13 protein-coding genes are annotated in these 16,953 nt (G+C 40.7%); all 13 read right to left on the bottom strand.

Annotation, left to right across the window (positions count from 1 at the left end):
* Positions 1-2: 2 nt before the first annotated feature.
* The 13 genes from V7L31_RS22095 to V7L31_RS22035 all read right to left on the bottom strand — a co-directional run bounded on the left by V7L31_RS22095 (position 3) and on the right by V7L31_RS22035 (position 16,798).
* The gene (locus V7L31_RS22095) at positions 3-1,046 is read right to left on the bottom strand and encodes an aliphatic sulfonate ABC transporter substrate-binding protein (protein WP_334698247.1); all 1,044 of its coding nucleotides are present in this window, start codon (positions 1,044-1,046) and stop codon (positions 3-5) included.
* A gap of 463 nt (positions 1,047-1,509) precedes the next feature.
* Entirely contained in the window at positions 1,510-2,547 is a 1,038-nt protein-coding gene (locus V7L31_RS22090; protein WP_334698246.1) for a sulfonate ABC transporter substrate-binding protein, read from the bottom strand.
* A gap of 304 nt (positions 2,548-2,851) precedes the next feature.
* Entirely contained in the window at positions 2,852-3,940 is a 1,089-nt protein-coding gene (locus V7L31_RS22085; protein ID WP_334698245.1) for a sulfonate ABC transporter substrate-binding protein, read from the bottom strand.
* 89 nt (positions 3,941-4,029) lie between these two features.
* Entirely contained in the window at positions 4,030-5,184 is a 1,155-nt protein-coding gene (locus V7L31_RS22080) for an aliphatic sulfonate ABC transporter substrate-binding protein (RefSeq protein ID WP_334698244.1), read from the bottom strand.
* Positions 5,185-5,665: 481 nt separating this feature from the next.
* On the bottom strand, positions 5,666-6,529 hold the full coding sequence (locus V7L31_RS22075) for a TauD/TfdA dioxygenase family protein (protein ID WP_334698243.1): 864 nt from the start codon (positions 6,527-6,529) through the stop codon (positions 5,666-5,668).
* A gap of 38 nt (positions 6,530-6,567) precedes the next feature.
* The gene (locus V7L31_RS22070; protein WP_334698242.1) at positions 6,568-7,677 is read right to left on the bottom strand and encodes an aliphatic sulfonate ABC transporter substrate-binding protein; all 1,110 of its coding nucleotides are present in this window, start codon (positions 7,675-7,677) and stop codon (positions 6,568-6,570) included.
* Positions 7,678-8,280: 603 nt separating this feature from the next.
* Positions 8,281-9,309, bottom strand: coding sequence for an aliphatic sulfonate ABC transporter substrate-binding protein (locus V7L31_RS22065; RefSeq protein ID WP_334698241.1), 1,029 nt, complete (start codon positions 9,307-9,309; stop codon positions 8,281-8,283).
* Positions 9,310-9,989: 680 nt separating this feature from the next.
* Positions 9,990-10,811: a class I SAM-dependent methyltransferase gene (locus tag V7L31_RS22060; RefSeq protein ID WP_334698240.1), complete on the bottom strand. Its 822-nt coding sequence runs from the start codon at positions 10,809-10,811 to the stop codon at positions 9,990-9,992.
* A 90-nt stretch (positions 10,812-10,901) separates the two neighbouring features.
* The gene (locus tag V7L31_RS22055) at positions 10,902-12,083 is read right to left on the bottom strand and encodes an acyl-CoA dehydrogenase family protein (RefSeq protein ID WP_334698239.1); all 1,182 of its coding nucleotides are present in this window, start codon (positions 12,081-12,083) and stop codon (positions 10,902-10,904) included.
* A gap of 259 nt (positions 12,084-12,342) precedes the next feature.
* Entirely contained in the window at positions 12,343-13,824 is a 1,482-nt protein-coding gene (locus tag V7L31_RS22050) for an amidohydrolase family protein (protein WP_334698238.1), read from the bottom strand.
* 154 nt (positions 13,825-13,978) lie between these two features.
* Positions 13,979-15,463 (bottom strand): amidohydrolase family protein, encoded by a 1,485-nt coding sequence (locus V7L31_RS22045; RefSeq protein WP_334698237.1) that lies wholly within the window; start codon positions 15,461-15,463, stop codon positions 13,979-13,981.
* The gene (locus tag V7L31_RS22040) at positions 15,460-15,678 is read right to left on the bottom strand and encodes a hypothetical protein (protein WP_334698236.1); all 219 of its coding nucleotides are present in this window, start codon (positions 15,676-15,678) and stop codon (positions 15,460-15,462) included. Before V7L31_RS22040 ends, V7L31_RS22045 begins: the two co-directional genes overlap by 4 nt.
* 64 nt (positions 15,679-15,742) lie before the next feature.
* Positions 15,743-16,798: an ABC transporter substrate-binding protein gene (locus V7L31_RS22035; protein WP_334698235.1), complete on the bottom strand. Its 1,056-nt coding sequence runs from the start codon at positions 16,796-16,798 to the stop codon at positions 15,743-15,745.
* Positions 16,799-16,953: the final 155 nt, after the last annotated feature.

Here is a 16,953-nt window from a genome sequence, read left to right as displayed (position 1 = left end):
ACTTAGTTAATCCGTTTAGGTATGATAGCTTCAGACACTTGAGAAGTAAGCAAAATGTCTTTAATATTTACCTTCCGAGGAATAATTTTTTCCTCAAAATAGAAATCTGCAACCTTCTGTTGCTCTGCAAGAATTGCAGGTGATAATTTTTTTAGTCGATATGTACGTCGGCGTGCTACGGTTTCTAAAATTGGTGCATCAATTTTCAACTGAGTAGAAAGAACTTTAGCAACTTCACTTGGATTTTTTTCTGCCCATTCTCCTACCTTGTCGGCTTCCTCTAAATACACTCGCACTAATTCTGGATTTTGATTAACAAATGCCCGTCTACCAATATAAAATCCGCTACTAGTGGAAATTCCTGATGCATTTCTCAAAATCCGAATCGGAATAGTTTTTTGTACCAAAGCAAAAAATGGATCAAAAGCTACCCAAACATCAATTTTATTTTGTATAAAAGCATCACGACTTTCAGCTAAAGTCAGATTAACGGCTTGAACATCAGTAATTTTTAACCCCACCTCTTTCAATGCTCTGACTACAAAATAGTGCAAACCTGACCCCCTCTGAAAGGGAATTTTTCTACCTTTCAAATCTGCTATTTTCTTAATAGGAGAATCAGCCCTGACTACAATCGCACTACTTTCACCCTTATTAGGTTTGCCTGTAGCAAGATAGGCTACTTCTGTGACACCTGCGGCTTGGGCGAATATTGGCGGTGATTCTCCCACACTACCAACATCAACTCTACCTGCATTCAACGATTCTATTAATTGCGGCCCGGCCGGAAATGGCCCAACCCAATTAACTTTTATACCCAATGCTTGGAAACGCGGTTCAAGAACTTTTTTGGCTTTTATAAGGTCGCCAAAAGCAAAATAACCCACGTTAATAACTTTGGCACTAAATCCAGGTTTTGATTGGGCTTGAGTAGGTTGCAAAAAACTACCGACAAGTGGAGTTGATAGAGCAAACAATCCCAATACTGAATATTGCACAATGCGTTTTAACACTGTACGCCGTTGCGGAAAAAATGGTATTTTCATGGCTGAAATATTTGGGGAATATTTTAGTTACAACTAATTGTCCATCCAAAACTACATCTGTATGTCCTTACAGATGTAATTAGTGTCAATATTGAATATATAATTCGTAATTGAGGGACTAAAAACCTATTTACAAGAGAATTCAGAATTGGCTTTCAGATTTACTTTATCAGGAGAATTCAGAACTCATGAGTCAGAATGAGCGTATGAATTCTGTACGAGTGGGTGATAGCGTAGCGTTAGCGAGTCCGCGATAGCGCCGGCGGCAAGCGAGTGTTTTCGAGTCGCGTCTGAATATTGGTTAAAACCACATAAGAGGTGGGCGAAAAAAATTAAAATATTCTCGCCTGAAAACTCTATCCCTTTATGGGTAAAGTATTCTGAATTCTGAATTCTGTATTCTGATTCCTGTTTTATAAACGGTCTTTATCTCTAAACCTAACAATTACGAATTAGTAATTAATTAAAGCAACCGCTTAGGGGTGGAAGCTTGATATTGTTCAGGACTAAGTAAAAATTCTCTGACATCAAGTTTGCGGGGAATGAGTTTGGCTTCAAAATACTCATCTGCAACTCGCTGTTGTTCAGCAATTACAGAAGGCGTCAGTTTTGTTAAACGAAAAGTACGCCGACGTGCCACACCTTCTAAAAGGGATACATCCAGTTTCAACTCAGGAGCAAGAATTTTTGCAACTTCACTTGGGTTCTTTTCAGCCCATTCTCCCAATTTGTCTACTTCCTCTAAAAATATTCGCACCACTTCTGGATTTTTGGTAGCAAAATCACGTCTTGCCAGATAAAATCCCCCTTGAGTAGATATTCTTGCTGAATCTCTTAGAGTACGGGCACCAGCATTTTTTTGTACATAAGCCAAATTCGGGTCCCAAACTGCCCAAGCGTCAATTTTTTTCTGAAGAAAAGCGTCGCGGGCTTCGGCTGGAGTCAAACTAATAGATTGAACATCACTAATTTTTAAACCTGCTTCTTTCAAAGCTCTAAGTACTAAATAGTGTGCAGACGATCCCCTCTGGAAGACAATTTTTTTACCTTTAAGATCCGCAACTTTCTTAATAGGAGAATCTTTCTGAACTATAATTGCTTGACTTTGACCTTTGCTAGGTTTGCGTCCAGAAATATAGACCAATTGTGCGCCTGCTGCTTGGGCAAAAATTGGCGGTGACTCTCCGACAGAACCGATATCAACTCTATTTGCATTCATTGCTTCCAACAGTTGCGGCCCAGCTGGAAATGGTACCCAATTTACAGAAATACCAAGAGCCTTCAGACGTGGCTCTACAGCTCCTCTAATCTTGACAATATCTCCAGAGGTTTGATATGCCAAGCTGACTGATTTTGTATTGATTCCAGGTCTTGTTTGTGCTTGAGAATTTTGCACCAAGCTACCCACAAAGGGAGTGGATAAAGCAAATAGTCCCAGTGCTGAATATTGGACAATACGCTTTAAAAGCGTGCGGCGTTGCTGTTGAAATGGTTTGTCCATCGGTTAAGATTTTCCTCCTAAGTATTAGTTTTTCAGTTACCAACCTTACTTTTAATAGTCAGTAAGATGATTGGAAGTTGCTATATCAACCTCCTAGAACACCAATTAAGCATTCAAATATAAATTTTTTAATGTATATTTAATACTAGTAAATTGGCGTTTTAAGTAAGTAGATGCAATTATAAAACTTCATTGCGATCGCATCACTTTGTCAGATCCAATAAGTACTGGGGAATAAAATATTAGTAAGATTTATTCAAAGTTTAAATCCCCATTCAAATATTCCCAATCCCCAGTTCAATCCTTATTTTTCACTGATGAGTGTTTCAGGGGTGATAGCTCCATATTCTTGGGGTGTTAGCAGTGCTTCTTTAATATCAATCTTTTTGGGTAAGATTTTTTCGTTATAGAACAAATCAGCAACACTTTGTTGGCTTTGCATTAGTTGTGGGGTAATTCCTCTCAGCCGATAAGTAGCACGGCTAGAAATTATTTCTTGAATGGGTAAATCAATTTTGAGTACAGGTGCTATAAGTTTGGCTACTTCTTTGCGATTCGCTTCTGCCCATTGACCATTTTTGTCAATTTCTTCTAGAATGATGCGAACTAATTCGGGATTTTCCTTAGTAAACTCACGTGTTCCTATGTAATAACCCCCTGGAGTGCCAATATTTGTAGCATCTCGCAATACACGCGCCCCGTGGAGTTTTTCTACCAAAGCTAAATGAGGATCGCCAGTTACCCAAACTGGAATAGTCCCCTGAATAAATGCCCCACGTGCTTCGACATTGGGCATACTCAGAACTTTAATATCACTATATTTGAGATTCACCTCTTCTAAGGCTTTGATAATAAAATAGTGAGCAGCTGAACCTTTTTGAAAAACTACTTTTTGACCTTTAATTTGAGCTAAAGTTTTAATTGGAGAACCTTTTGGAACTGCGATCGCACTACCTTTACCGGAATTAGGGCCAAGTCTTCTACCAGCCAAGTAAATAATTTTTGCACCCGCAGCTTGGGCAAAGATCGGAGGCGTTTCTCCAACTGAGCCAATATCAATTTTGCCCACATTCATCGCTTCCATGAGTTGTGGCCCTTGAGCAAATTGTGACCACTCTACTTTCAAACCCAAAGGCTCTAAACGTTTTTCTAAAACTCTTGTGACTCTAACTAAATCACCAGAGCTTTGATATCCTATTCGCAGTACCTTTGTTTTAAAAGTTATAGTCTTTTCCCCGGCTGGTTCTGCTTTAGGAACTGTGCCCGTATTTGTGTTAGGTACTGTTGACGTACAACTGACTAAAGTAGTAGATAAAGCTAGAAAGCCAGGCATTACAAATAATGCTAGTCTGCCGACTATTGTTGTCTTAGTTCTGATAAAATTGTTAAACACTTTTACACCTCTTGTTTTGATTGAATGCTGATACAAAAACATCAGCTATTAACTTATATTGCCCAGCTTTAAAAGTTGATAAAAATTATTTACTTATTAGATTTAATGGAATCAGGTGTGAATGCTGCATATTCTTCTGGAGTGAGTACTCCATCTTTGACATTAACCTTCTTTGGTAGAAGTCCTTGTGCGTACCATAAATCAGCTATTTGTTGTTGTTTTTTAACAACTTCATCAGTGATTGGTAGTAGACCATATACTGCTTTACTATGAATTGTTTTGAGGGTAGATACATCAATCCCAACGTCACCTGTCTCCAATTCTGCTAACTTATCAATATTTTTCTGCGACCAATCTTCAGCTTTGATAAACTCCTCCATAAAAATTTTGAGAATTTCAGGATGCTCTTTTGCAAATTTACGTGAGGTCGTATAAAAGCCACCAAGATCCTGGAGTCCTTGTCCATCTATCAATACACGACCAAGATTTTTTTGGACATTTCTGGTAATGAAAGGTTCCCAAATTACCCAAACATCGATTCCGCCTTGACTAAAAGCCACATTTGCATCTGGAGGTGGGAGAAAAAGTGATTTGATATCACTTAGTTTTAATCCATTTTTTTGTAATGCTTTTAGTAAAACATAGTGGGCGATAGAGGCTTTTTGAAAGGAGATTTTTTTGCCCTTAAAATCAGCGACACTTTTAATTGGGGAGTTTTTTGGTACTAAAAAAGAAACTCCTCTACCATTAAATGGGGTCGTTGCAACATACACAAGAGGTGTACCTGCGGCTTGAGCGAATATAGGTGGTGACTCCGCTGTGGCTGCGATATCAAGGGAACCAGCATTTAACGCTTCTAAAGCTTGTGGGCCAGCAGCAAACTCTAGCCACTTGACAGTAAAATTCTTTGCTGCCAAACTTTTTTCTAGAGTTCCTTGCTTTCTCATCACTGCAAGAGAGCCAAGTTTAGAATAAACAATTCGTAGCTCTTGTTTTTGTGGAGTATTAGAAACTGTTTGATTCTGAGATTGTGTACTAATTGAGGATACTTCGTTTTGAGTAGTTTTAATTTCTTGGCTACAACCAAATATAGCCATTGGCATTGTGAACGAGCAAGCAGCTATCAATAGAGATAATTTGCGCTCAATTTTATATTTCGCTTCTACAGATTTAGTATTTAGGCTATACTCATCTACCGTCTTTGTCTTTTGAAATATTGATTGTAGCGGCTTACTGTTAGACAACTTTAGGCTCTGCAAAGGTTTTAAAAATGCCATACTACCGTCTATTTAAATTTAATAATTATTGTTGTTTATCATGACTGCAAACAACTATCAATTTCAGTATAAATTTTACCTAATCTGTTCTTAAAATAAAGTATTCATCAACACTAGTTTTGAACAAAAAGTAATATTTTTATCTATTTATCTTTACAAGCATATAGTCTGACACTTAAAAAATTTTTATGAGGTTTTTACTTATTTATATTAAAGTCACTCTATCAATCCTATTTAATTGCTCAGAATTTCAGCCCACAGATCCCCGACTTCTTTAAGAAGTCGGGGATCTTGTTTGTTGAACATAATACATGCGTCAGTCATCAGAATTCAGTTGGGTATTCTTATTGAAAAAGCGCATGAATAATTGGCGTTTAATGACTCTTGATTACCTTAAGAAAATGCAGATTTTAAAGGCGCATTAGCTTAATTTTTTGAGGTATAAAGCCTAAAAGGGACGACTACCTGCAAGGCTAACCCGCTTCAAGACTCGTCGCTCATTCGGATCAAATGCTTGACGGTAATGCAAGGTAGCTTGATTATCCCAGTAGACAATATCACCTACTGACCATTTGTGTTTGTAGTAGAATTTGGGTTGATTGAGATGTTGCCTTAACTGTTCAATTAGTTGCGATCCTTCTTCTGGCTCTAACCCCACGATTTCCACTTCTGTAGCAGCATCTAAGTAAAGATGTTTTTTACCACTATCTGGATGTGTCCTAACTAAAGGATGGGGAAAGACTGGACTGATTAAAGGAATATTCTTATCTAAACGATACAAAGAGCGGGGTGCATTCCGATCTCGCAAAAATGGGTTGTAGGTAATTAACTGCAAATATGCAATTCGTTCTTTGGTAGCTTCATCTAATCCTTCATAAGCTAAATTGGTGTTTAACCAATAAGTATCTCCACCATGAGTTGGTATTTCCAAGGCATAAAGAAGCGAACCACTAGATGGGGTAGGAGTCCATTTGTGATCGGAATGGAAAGTTAATTCTCCAGTACCGGTATAGCCACCATCGACGTTGGAAATCGGAATCACTACCGGGGTTTCTCCTGGTTTAGAAGCCAATACTGGAGTTTCATCACATGGGACAAAGAGTGCGCCAAAGTATAGAGAAAAGTTTAAAAGTTCTTTATCGGAGAGCTTTTGGTCTTTGAAGATCAAGATGTGGCGATCGCGCAGAGCTTCCTTAAGTTGTAGGATAACTTCAGGTGCGATCGCTTGACTAGCATCCAGATCGGTAACGATAGCTCCCAAAGGGGCATCAATAGACCTAATTTTAACTGCTGTCAAAGTCGAGGTAGACATAAATATTCTCCTGTGTTTTTGTTTCTTGCTGGGGATAACTACTTATTCGCTAGAACCTCTGAAGGAGTAATTTTAGCGTACTCTTCAGGTGTCAAGAACCCCTCTTTAACATTCACCTTCTTGGGGATAAGTCCTAAGCTGTACCATTTATCTGCAACTTCCTGTTGCTTGGTAATAGTTTTATCAGTGATTGGTAGCAACCCATAGTCATATTTCTTATGCATTATTTCTAGAGTTGGTGCATCTAGCTGAGTTACAGGAGCAAGTAATTGTGCCACTTCTTTGGGATGATCTTTAGTCCAGATTTCGGCTTTTTCTAGCTCCTCTAGAAACACTTTGATCACGTCAGGATGAGCCTGATAAAACTGGCGTGAGGTTGAGTAAAAGTTGCCAGTATCCCGCAACTTACCACCATCTGCTAAAACACGAGCGATTTTATTTTGGACATTTCTAGTAGCGAATGGCTCCCAAATATACCAAGCATCCACCTTACTCTGACTGAATGCCGCATTTGCATCTGGCGGTGTGAGAAAAACTGATTGGACATCGCTCAGTTTCAATCCGGCATCTTCTAAGGCTTTAACTAATAAGTAGTGACCGATGGAGGCTTTCTGGAAAGCTACTTTTTTACCTTTCAAATCAGCAACACTTTTAATCGGAGAGTTCACCGGAACTAAAAGTGAAATAGCTTTACCACTGGGGCGTGTAGTAGATAGATAAACAAGAGGCGCTCCTGCTGCTTGCGAAAATACAGGAGGCGATTCGGCTGTAGATGCGATATCTAGTCCATTGGCATTAAGAGCTTCTAGCTGTTGTGGCCCAGCGGCAAACTCAGGCCACTGTACTTTAAAACCCAGAGGCTCTAATCGCTTTTCTAAGGAACCCTGTTTTTCTAGAACTGCTAAAGCGGAAAGTTGTTTGGAACGTACAATCCGCACTACTTGCTTCTCAGTTGACTTTTCTGTAGTAGTACTAGATGAAGCAGTAGACTCAGGGGTAGCTGTTGACTGCTGAGTGTTATTTTTGGCTTCACCACAACTCGATAAGACTGTCGATAGCATTAAGCAGTAGCCCAAAGCAAACAACAAGGAACGACGTGTTGTTCTCTGACTTTTCTTGAATTCAAACTTTCCTTTTAAAGCTGGCATGGGTTGTTTTATTTATTCCTTTATCCGGGGTCAGAACGATTATGATTAATGGCGAGCTAAATAGCCGAAAGAACTATTGTTTATTAATATAGTTGAAAATTAGACTAATTAAATATTTTTTCTATAATTAAAAATATCTATCAATAAATCACGGTATTTATTCATATCAAGCTATTAGGATCATTGCCATAAAACTTATGTCAAGCTGTCAAAATTAAATATAAAAGCTGTACAGCACTGTTGATCGGAAAAAGTGCTGTACAGGCTCCAATAATTATGACTACTCTTTTACAGCTATTTTCAGGTAAATAGATCAAGCAGTAGGGGCACAGCATTGCTCATTGGTGTCAGCTTAAGCTGGAAATAGCTTATCTGTTGGCTGACATACCCGCCCGAAAATAAATTTTCGGGCTAATAGCTGAGGTCTACTGAAATAGACTGGAGATTTTTGGCGATATTTAGTCATCTTCAGATGACTTTAGCTATAAGACGGGAATTTCAATTCCCGGCGGACAAGCGGTTTCGCGTTAAGTTGACACGCATAAGCAATGCTGTGCCCCTACGACAGATGTGGTTTAAATACATGAAAACTGCTGTAATCAATCAACTTTTAGGTTTCCATACTGCATCTTTGACTTGAAAAGTTTTAGGAATCAGCTTTTGACTGTAGAAAAGGTCAACTACCTGCTGTTGTTCAGCTACAAATTCATCAGTTATATCAAACACACCCAAGATAGGCCGTCTCTCTAAAGCCCATTTCCAGACTCCTGGTTCTTCTTTAGTTTGCGCTGCCAATAAGTTAGCAACTTCATTGGGGTTAGCTTTAGCCCATTCTTCTGCTTTTCTTTGTTCTTCCAAGATTATCTTCACTAAGTCAGGGTGATTTTCAGCAAAATTGCGTGTAGCGATATAGTACGCTCTTTGGGGGGCAACATCAGAACCTTTGGCTAGAATTCGTATTTCATTTGCTCTCTCTTTCCGAGCATAAAACGGATCGCTAGTGGGTAACACATCAACCTTGGCACCTTCAAAAGCAACCTGACTTTCTGGAATAGTTAGGTAAGCAGGTTGAATATCATTGAGAGTTAACCCAGCACTTGCTATAGCTTTCAAAAGCAAATATTGCAGGGCTGTTCCTTTTTGGATCGCAACTTTCTTACCCTTGAGTTCCGCAAGAGTTTTGATTGGTGAATCTTTACGGACAATAACTGCTTGAGCGCCTGCGTTGGAACCAGTTGCAGCAACATAAACAATGGGATTATCACCAGCTTGAGCAAAAATTGGTGGTAGATTTCCAACGTTACCAATATCAACACTGTTTGCGGCCATTGCTTCCATCATTGGTGGGCCGCCGCGAAATTGTATCCACTTGATAGAAATGCCATCAGCAGCAAAGCGCTTTTCCAAATAGCCCTGGGCTTTAAGTAGGTTCAGACCTGGTGTACCACTCTGATGACCGATGTTGATCGTCTCTAGTTTTTTTGAGCTTGCAGTAGTTGGCTCAACTTGGGGAGTATTACTTTGAGTACTTGGAGAGCTACAACCTGTAACTAACAGAAAAGTCGTAAACGCCAGCAAAAAATAACGAGCTATACTCGCGGGCAACAATGACTTTCTGTAGCTTCTGAACATGATTCAATGTAATTTCTTGAGGTAAGTGGATATTTTTAGTTTTTATTTTTGTTGAACTGAATTTTATTGGTAATTCAGATTTAAAAAGTCGTCAGAGTATATATGACTACTTTCATGAAACCCACTTTTATCATGTTTACGGGTCATGGGGGATAATTTTTTAATAAAAAAAAATAATTTTTTTATGTCTTAATTTAGAAAATAGAGTGGGTATGACCCACTCTATAACGACTCGAGGAACTGAGAATTTAATAGTTAAGCTGTTCCATATTTAAATTGCATAAGCTGGGCGCTGATGTTGCGTACCCTACAAGAGTTATGTTTAATTCGATTATGCAATTTAGACGTTTTTTAGCTTAAGAGGAAAAATTTAGGAAGTGGAGTGAGAAAGGCCCACTCCAGAGTGGTGCTAGTGGAAGATTGAAATTTGTGAATGAAACTCTGTTTTATAAGAAGAATTCAGAACTCAGGAGTCAGAAAACAAGTATGAATTCTGTACGAATGGATGATAGCGCCGGCGGCAAGCGAGTATTTTCGAGTCGCATCTGAATATTGGTAAAAATCTCGCCCCTGGTGGGCGAAAAAAATTAAAATATTCGCGCCTTAAAACTCTATCCCTTTATGGGTAGAGTATTCAGAATTCTGAATTCTGACTCCTGTTTTATTCGTGTTCAATTTTGCTAGTGCTTCCAAGCGACTAGAATTGTAGCTTCGAGTTCTTCTGTAAAATGTCCAGACGGCTCAACTGCTAGTAGCGCTTCTCTAAGATCCTTTTCAAATGCTGGGGCATTATCACCATAGAAAATCTTCAGAGAAAAGGCTGTAGTGTATAAGTAGCCGAGATAGCTATCGACAGTCCAAGATTTTTCAAATGGCACTTCATAGGTTTCTTGACGAGCAAAAGCCGAATTGCCAATTACGACTTCATGGGGAGGATCGACTGGCTTACGAATACCTTGTCCTCGTTGTCCAGTTCGGCGCTCATCACCTAACCATTTTTTCACTACTCCAACAGCAGCTTGTTTCCAAGGTAGATTGCTTTCCCAAGGGTTATCACCAGTGTTAAGCAGTGCTAATGCACCATCATCAGTTAGCAATTCATAAAGGCGTTCAAGGACTAGTTCGCGTTCCATCCAGTGGAAGGCTCTACCAATTGTGGTTAACTTAAATTTCCCTAAACTAGAGTCGATTAACTCTGCTCCTTGTTCTAACCAAGTAATATTATTTGCTCCGACTGCTGCTGCTTGTCGTTTGGCTTCTGCAATCATTTCTGGATCGGGATCGATCGCCACAACTTCTTCAAATTTGGTTCGTAGGGGAATTGAAATTAATCCTGGGCCAGTACCTAAATCAAGGAGTCGTCCTTGACCATTGAGATTAAATATTTCGGTTAGTTTGTCGAATACAACAGATGGGTATTTGGTTCTATATTGAGCATAGCCCTCTGCGGCTCCCTCAAATAAACTTGGGTCGTAGGTGGGAAGTGTTTTTAGTTGAGTCATATCAATTTTGGATTTTAGATTTTGGATTTTGTAGAGACGCGATGAATCGCGTCTTTGGGGATAAAGGTAGAGAGAGAAATAACCAATGCCTTAAGAATATTGGGTGATGACGGGTAGTTGATCGTTGAGTACCCAATCACCGATCGCACGCAATTTGTAATCCACAGGATCGTGCAGGGTAAAGGTTCGCAAGTCTCGCCAGTAACGATCGAATCCATATTTGGTTGCTGTGGCGCGGGTTCCCGTAACTTCAAAGATGCGGTTGGTAATATCTATACCTACACGGGTCGCTAATGCCTTGGCTGCGGAAACTGCGATCGCAACTTCTCCCCTTTCTTGATGAGTCAGTTCTACATCCTTATCCCAGGCTGCTTGTACTTTCTCGGCTGCTTGATCTGCTAGTGCGATCGCAGCTTGAATTTCAAGCCAAAAGTCTCCGTAGTGATGCAGAATATAAGGGTCTTGAGTAGCACTATCTACGCCTGATGTAATCCACGGTTGAGTAGTAGTTTTAGTGTACTCACGAGCGGCGGCGAAGGCTCCTTTAGTAATTCCTAGATAAACGTTGGTTTTTGTTAGCTGGGCGATAATCCCCAGAAAAGTTGAGAAGGCACTATCAGGAGGATTTGGTGGCCCCAAAATCTCATCTTTCTCTACTAAGACATTGTTAAATGTATAACTACCGCTATCAGTACGACGTTGCCCGATGTTATCCCAATCGTGATTAGAAACTAACCCTTCTCTGTCTTTGGGAATTATGAATATAAAGGGCAATTCTACACCATCTTCTAAAGCGGAGAATACCCGATAATCGGCAACGGAAATACCTGTACCAAAGCTTTTAACACCATTAACCCGAAAATTCTCACCTTCTGGATTAATTTTCAGCCTAGTATCCTTTGTATTAATGGCATTTGCCCAAAATAAGTTATTCTTAGCAGTTTCTCTATAATATTTTTCCTTTTGGGCTGCCGTGCCGGAGACGTGACCCAAAGCTGTCAAATTAAGATGATTACCATACAATTGACCAATTGAACCATCTGCTTTTGATAACTTTCTGACAATTTTTAAGGCATCAATCCAAGTTGCACCAATCCCACCATATTGTTTGGGTACAATCAGTGGCAACAAACCACTTTCACGCAGTTTATTAATTTCCTCTTCGGGAACTCCAGCTTTAGCATCCCGTTCAACTGCGGATTGAGCAAGTTCCTTGGATAGAGAAGTTGCTAAGTCAACGTAATCCTTTGGTTTTGTAATATCTAGCACCATAATCAAATCACCTTTTATAATTCGTAATTCGTAATTCGTAATTCGTAATTAAGGCAAACACAATTACTACAAACAGTTTTTAATTCGTTGCTCTATGAATGTGAGACAAAACATCCTTTTCCAATGCAGAATTTAGGAGAAATGTAGAGTGGGCAAGGCCCACGCTACAAGTGAACAGAGGAAATGGAACATGGAACGCTGTAATTGTCAATAGTCCTTTGTCATTTGTCCTTTGCAAATGACTAATGACTAATGACAATTATTTCTTAGCCGCTAAATATTGGTTTGCGGCTTTCTCAACACCTGTACCCTTGAAGAAGTCTTGATTGAGACTGGTGTACAACTCCAAGGGATGGATTGAGAGGAAGTAGCGGAGGTCTTCTTCGGTAATGATTTCGCGTTCTGCCATTGAGTAGGCGTTGGCAGTAACGGCGGTGATATCAGGTACATCCCAGTGACCGGAATCGGAACCTAAGAAGGCTTTAACGCGATCGCCAAAGGGATTAGCTGCACGGTTAAATGCTTGGCTGACACGGGTATCGTCTGATTCTGTACCGAAGTAGAAATGATTCAAGAAGCGATCGCGCACATCTTCTGGCTTCTCTATTCCTGCTAGTTCAAATTCATCAAGTTCGCCTGGATCTTCTGGAGCCAATAGTTGATGGTGGAATCCTAAACCGTCACCAATTTTATCTAAGCGTCCATCTACAAGTTCGCCACCGTAACGAGTGTACAACTCTACTAGTGCTTCCTTGTCGATAATAGCAGGATTGTTATTTGATAACAAATGTTGTTTGTTGCGGGTTTCCCAATGCCAAATAATATCGGCGTAGAGACTAGCGCCCCAAGCTGAACCACCTTCTAAAAAGGCAAACTTTAATTGCGGGAAGCGGCGGGTAACTCCACCAAAGAACAGCGATTTGCATAATGCTTCGGCTGCAAAGGCAAAGTGATTGATGTGATTGTATTGGGCATTGGTGACAGAACGCTGAGTTGTCCAACCTTGGCTAGATGCGTGAGTTGTGGGTACAACTTTCAGTTCTACGCACTTAGCCCAGAATGGATCGTAATCATACTGGCTATCTAAACCAAAGTTATCAATCCAAACTACTTCGTTAGCCACTTCTTTGCCATACTTCTCAAAGGCAGGAATTGGACGACGGACGTAACCAGGAATTTGAATTGCTTTGAGTCCCAAAACATTCACGGCATATTCCAACTCTTCAATCCCTTCTTCGGGAGTGTGTAGAGGGATTGCCGCAATGGGTGTTAAGCGATCGCTATAAGGGCGAAAAATATCAGCATGGTAGGTGTTAACTGCCCGACAAACAGCCCGCCGCATTTCTTCGTTGCCGATATTTGGGGCCATTGTTGCCAAGTTGGGGTAGACAACGGCAAAGTCTGTACCTGCTTCTTGCAAGCGTTCGTGCAGCAACTTGGGCAAGCTAATGGTAGCCAAATTCAAAGTATCTTTGGTTGGACGACCCCACCAGTTAGGGCGATTGGTACGATAAGCAAAACGTTCTTCCCAACTTTGCTTGTACCACTTAAAGCGAGAAGATCCTGGTAAATTCTCTTTGAAACGTTCTACAAGTTCAGTTCCACCAACTTGTTCTAAATAATCTAAAACTGCTGGTTCAAATTCCTGGGTATGTACATCAGTGTCAATGATTGAATAACCAAGTTTTTCGCGAATTTGAGCAGACCTAGTTTTTTGTGGGCGGTCTAGAGCAATCGTCATGATATGTTTACCCTAAATTATTCAAAAGATTTGTGTATCTTTAGATCCCCCCTAACCCCCCTTAAAAAGGGGGGAATTGAGCCACTTTTTGCCCCCCTTCTTAAGGGGGGTTGGGGGGATCATCAAGATTGAGGGACATAACGAGAAGATGGAATTAACGGCCGGCTTTAGCCAAAAACTCATCTGCGGTTTTCTCAACAGCCGTACCTTTGAAGAAGTCACGATTGAGGCTGGTGTACAACTCCAAGGGATGAATTGATAGGAAATATTGCAAATCTTCTTCGGTGATAATCTTGCGTTCTACCATTGAATATGTATTAGCAGCGATCGCAGTAATATCAGGTACATCCCAATGACCGGAATCGGAACCCAAAAATGCTTTAACGCGATCGCCATAAGGGTTAGCTTTCCGGTTAAAAGCTTGAGCTACACGGGTATCATCTGATTCTGTGCCGAAGTAGAAGTGATTCAAGAAGCGATCGCGGATATCCTCTGGCTTCGTTACTCCTGCAACGGCGAATTCATCCAAATCACCTGGTTCTAGGGGAGATAATAAATCAGCGTGGAAACCTAAACCGCTACCTAGCTGATCCAAGCGACCATGTACTAATTCGCCACCGTAACGGGTATAAAGTTCTAGCAGTTCTTCGCGATCGATATTGGCGGGATTGTTATTTTCCACCAAATGGTCTTTATTACGAGTATCCCAGTGCCAAATTAAATCGGTGTACAAACTAGCACCCCAAGCTGCACCACCTTCTAAGAAAGCAAACTTGAGTGTGGGGAAGCGGTGAGTTACGCCACCAAAAAATAGAGATTTACATAGGGCTTCCGCGGCCGATGCAAAGTGACCAATATGGTTGTATTGGTAATTGCTAATGGAACGCCGATTGATCCAGCCCATACCCGAAGAGTGGGTGGTGGGTACAACTTTCAGTTCTACGCACTTCGCCCAGAAGGGATCGTAATCATATTTACTATCCAAGCCAAAGGTATCAATCCAGATGGCTTCGTTGGCTACTTCTTCGCCATACTTCTCAAAAGCAGGAATCGGGCGGCGGATATGTCCGGGGATTTGAATGGCTTTGAGTCCCAGCACTTTCACCGCATATTCCAATTCTTCGATCGCCTCTTCGGGCGTATGCATGGGGATGGCAGCAATGGGTGTTAAGCGATCGCTATAAGGACGGAAAATATCAGCGTGATAAGTATTAGCTGCCCGACAAACAGCCCGCCGCATTTCTTCATTGCCAATATGTGGAGCCAAAGTTGCTAAGTTAGGGTACACAACGGCAAAGTCTGTACCAGCTTCTTGTAAGCGTTCGTGCAACAACTTGGGCAAACTAACGGTAGCTAAATTTAAAGCATCGTTAGTGGGACGAGTCCAGAAAGGAGGGCGGGCGGTGCGGTTAGCGCGGCGTTCATCCCAAGATTGCTTGAACCATTTAGAGCGAGATGCACCGGGTAAGTGTTCTTGGAAACGCTCTGCGATCGCAGTTCCAGCAACTTGCTCTAAATAGTCCAAGAATGCTGGGGGAAATTCTTGGGTATGCACATCAGTATCGATGATCGGATAACCCAGTTTTTCCCGAATTTGAGCAGACTTAGTTTTCTGTGGACGGTCTAGTGCAATAGTCATAGTGTTCTACCTGATTTTTCAATTGGATTGGGTAGATAGTACTGATTCAGAAGGTTGTCTACTCCCTTCTTAACAGCAGTTCCTTTGAAGAAGTTGGGATTTTTTCTTATATATAATGTGGCGGTATTAGTAAAGATAAAATCTCGAAAATCAGCAAAGCTGATAATTTCCTTCTCCACAAACTTGTAGATATTAGCTGCAACAGCAATAGTCATAAAACCTTTCTCCAGACTGAGAAATATTTTTGATAACCAGCTAAAGTTAAAAAAATTAATGTTACTATTCTTTCGCAGCCCAATCTGTTAATTTAAAGTTCGACTTGGCTAAACCCTGCGAGACTAAAAAATTCTTTGTCCCTTCTAAAAGTTTCACGCCCTCTGCTGGTAATGGTTCTTCTGATATCTGTTTGAGTGGTAACGATACTTTGATGATATCGATGGGATATTTAGTAATTTGGGCGTGATAGTGATAATATTCTTCAGAATTAGCTTTTAAATCCTTGGCTGCTTCTGTGAGAATTGCATTAAATTTCTGGGGAAAATCAGGCTGTTTCGCCAAAAAGCTTTCAGTTGCAACAACTAATGATGTCCCTGACAAACCTTGATGATTCGCCGAAGAATCAATCACCGGAAACCCTTGTGATTTCAGAAAAGGCCCGAGATCGCTTGAGGTTGCATAAGCTGCCACATCACCACGTTCTAAAGCTGCTTTTGCCTCAGTAGTCATCAAGTGAACAACTTTTACATCTTTGGCAATTTTTGCTTCAGCTAATAGTCCCAGGAGGTATCGATGCATATAAGAACCTTTTTGGGTAGCTATTTTTTGACCCTTAAGTTCAGCAAGCGATCGCGGCCCATTCTTTTTCGCCACTAACCAGGCGGTTGTATTAAACTGAGTAATCCTTAATAGTCGAGTTTCTTGACCCCTTGCTCTCAAAACTATGGCTGGCGTATCACCTAAAGAGCCAACATCTAATTGTCCGGCGACTAGCGCCTCATTTAGATCCGGCCCGTTAGGAAATCTTGCAAAAGTAATATTTTTAAATCCTGCTTGTTGCAACTCACGATCTAAAATTCCTTTTTTCTTCGCCCAACCAAGTGGCCCTGTAGGTTCTGAATTACCTACATAACCTATACGCAGTGTAGAAACGCTATTAGATGCAGCTACAGTGCTAGCACTTTTGGTATTAACAGCCTCAACAGATTGAGCGGACTTAGTTTCCCCTTGGCTACATCCTGTAGTTAGTAGTAGCAGGACACAAGCCATCGAGGTTGATAATTTGGCAGTAAATTTATTCTTACTGATAAAATCTGTTCCTACTGGGAACGACAGCATGACTTTTTCTCCGCCGTATTATTATATATACGCAGTGTGCAACTTTCTCTCAGACCTAACCCTCAACCCCTTCCCTACAAGGTAAGGGGAGCAGGGATCAAAGCCTCTCTCTCTGTGAGGGAGAGGAATGGAAGTGGGGTTCTAAGGATAAGTTG

The organism is Nostoc sp. (genome assembly GCF_036916655.1).
Lineage (GTDB): Bacteria > Cyanobacteriota > Cyanobacteriia > Cyanobacteriales > Nostocaceae > Nostoc.
This window is presented reverse-complemented; position numbering and strand designations above follow the sequence as displayed.

Bases quoted from the DNA above. Each gene is read 5' to 3' on its own strand.
- V7L31_RS22095 (WP_334698247.1), bottom strand. From the start codon at position 1,046: ATGAAAATACCATTTTTTCCGCAACGGCGTACAGTGTTAAAACGCATT.
- V7L31_RS22090 (WP_334698246.1), bottom strand. From the start codon at position 2,547: ATGGACAAACCATTTCAACAGCAACGCCGCACGCTTTTAAAGCGTATT.
- V7L31_RS22075 (WP_334698243.1), bottom strand. From the start codon at position 6,529: ATGTCTACCTCGACTTTGACAGCAGTTAAAATTAGGTCTATTGATGCC.
- V7L31_RS22070 (WP_334698242.1), bottom strand. From the start codon at position 7,677: ATGCCAGCTTTAAAAGGAAAGTTTGAATTCAAGAAAAGTCAGAGAACA.
- V7L31_RS22065 (WP_334698241.1), bottom strand. From the start codon at position 9,309: ATGTTCAGAAGCTACAGAAAGTCATTGTTGCCCGCGAGTATAGCTCGT.
- V7L31_RS22060 (WP_334698240.1), bottom strand. From the start codon at position 10,811: ATGACTCAACTAAAAACACTTCCCACCTACGACCCAAGTTTATTTGAG.
- V7L31_RS22055 (WP_334698239.1), bottom strand. From the start codon at position 12,083: ATGGTGCTAGATATTACAAAACCAAAGGATTACGTTGACTTAGCAACT.
- V7L31_RS22050 (WP_334698238.1), bottom strand. From the start codon at position 13,824: ATGACGATTGCTCTAGACCGCCCACAAAAAACTAGGTCTGCTCAAATT.
- V7L31_RS22045 (WP_334698237.1), bottom strand. From the start codon at position 15,463: ATGACTATTGCACTAGACCGTCCACAGAAAACTAAGTCTGCTCAAATT.
- V7L31_RS22040 (WP_334698236.1), bottom strand. From the start codon at position 15,678: ATGACTATTGCTGTTGCAGCTAATATCTACAAGTTTGTGGAGAAGGAA.
- V7L31_RS22035 (WP_334698235.1), bottom strand. From the start codon at position 16,798: ATGCTGTCGTTCCCAGTAGGAACAGATTTTATCAGTAAGAATAAATTT.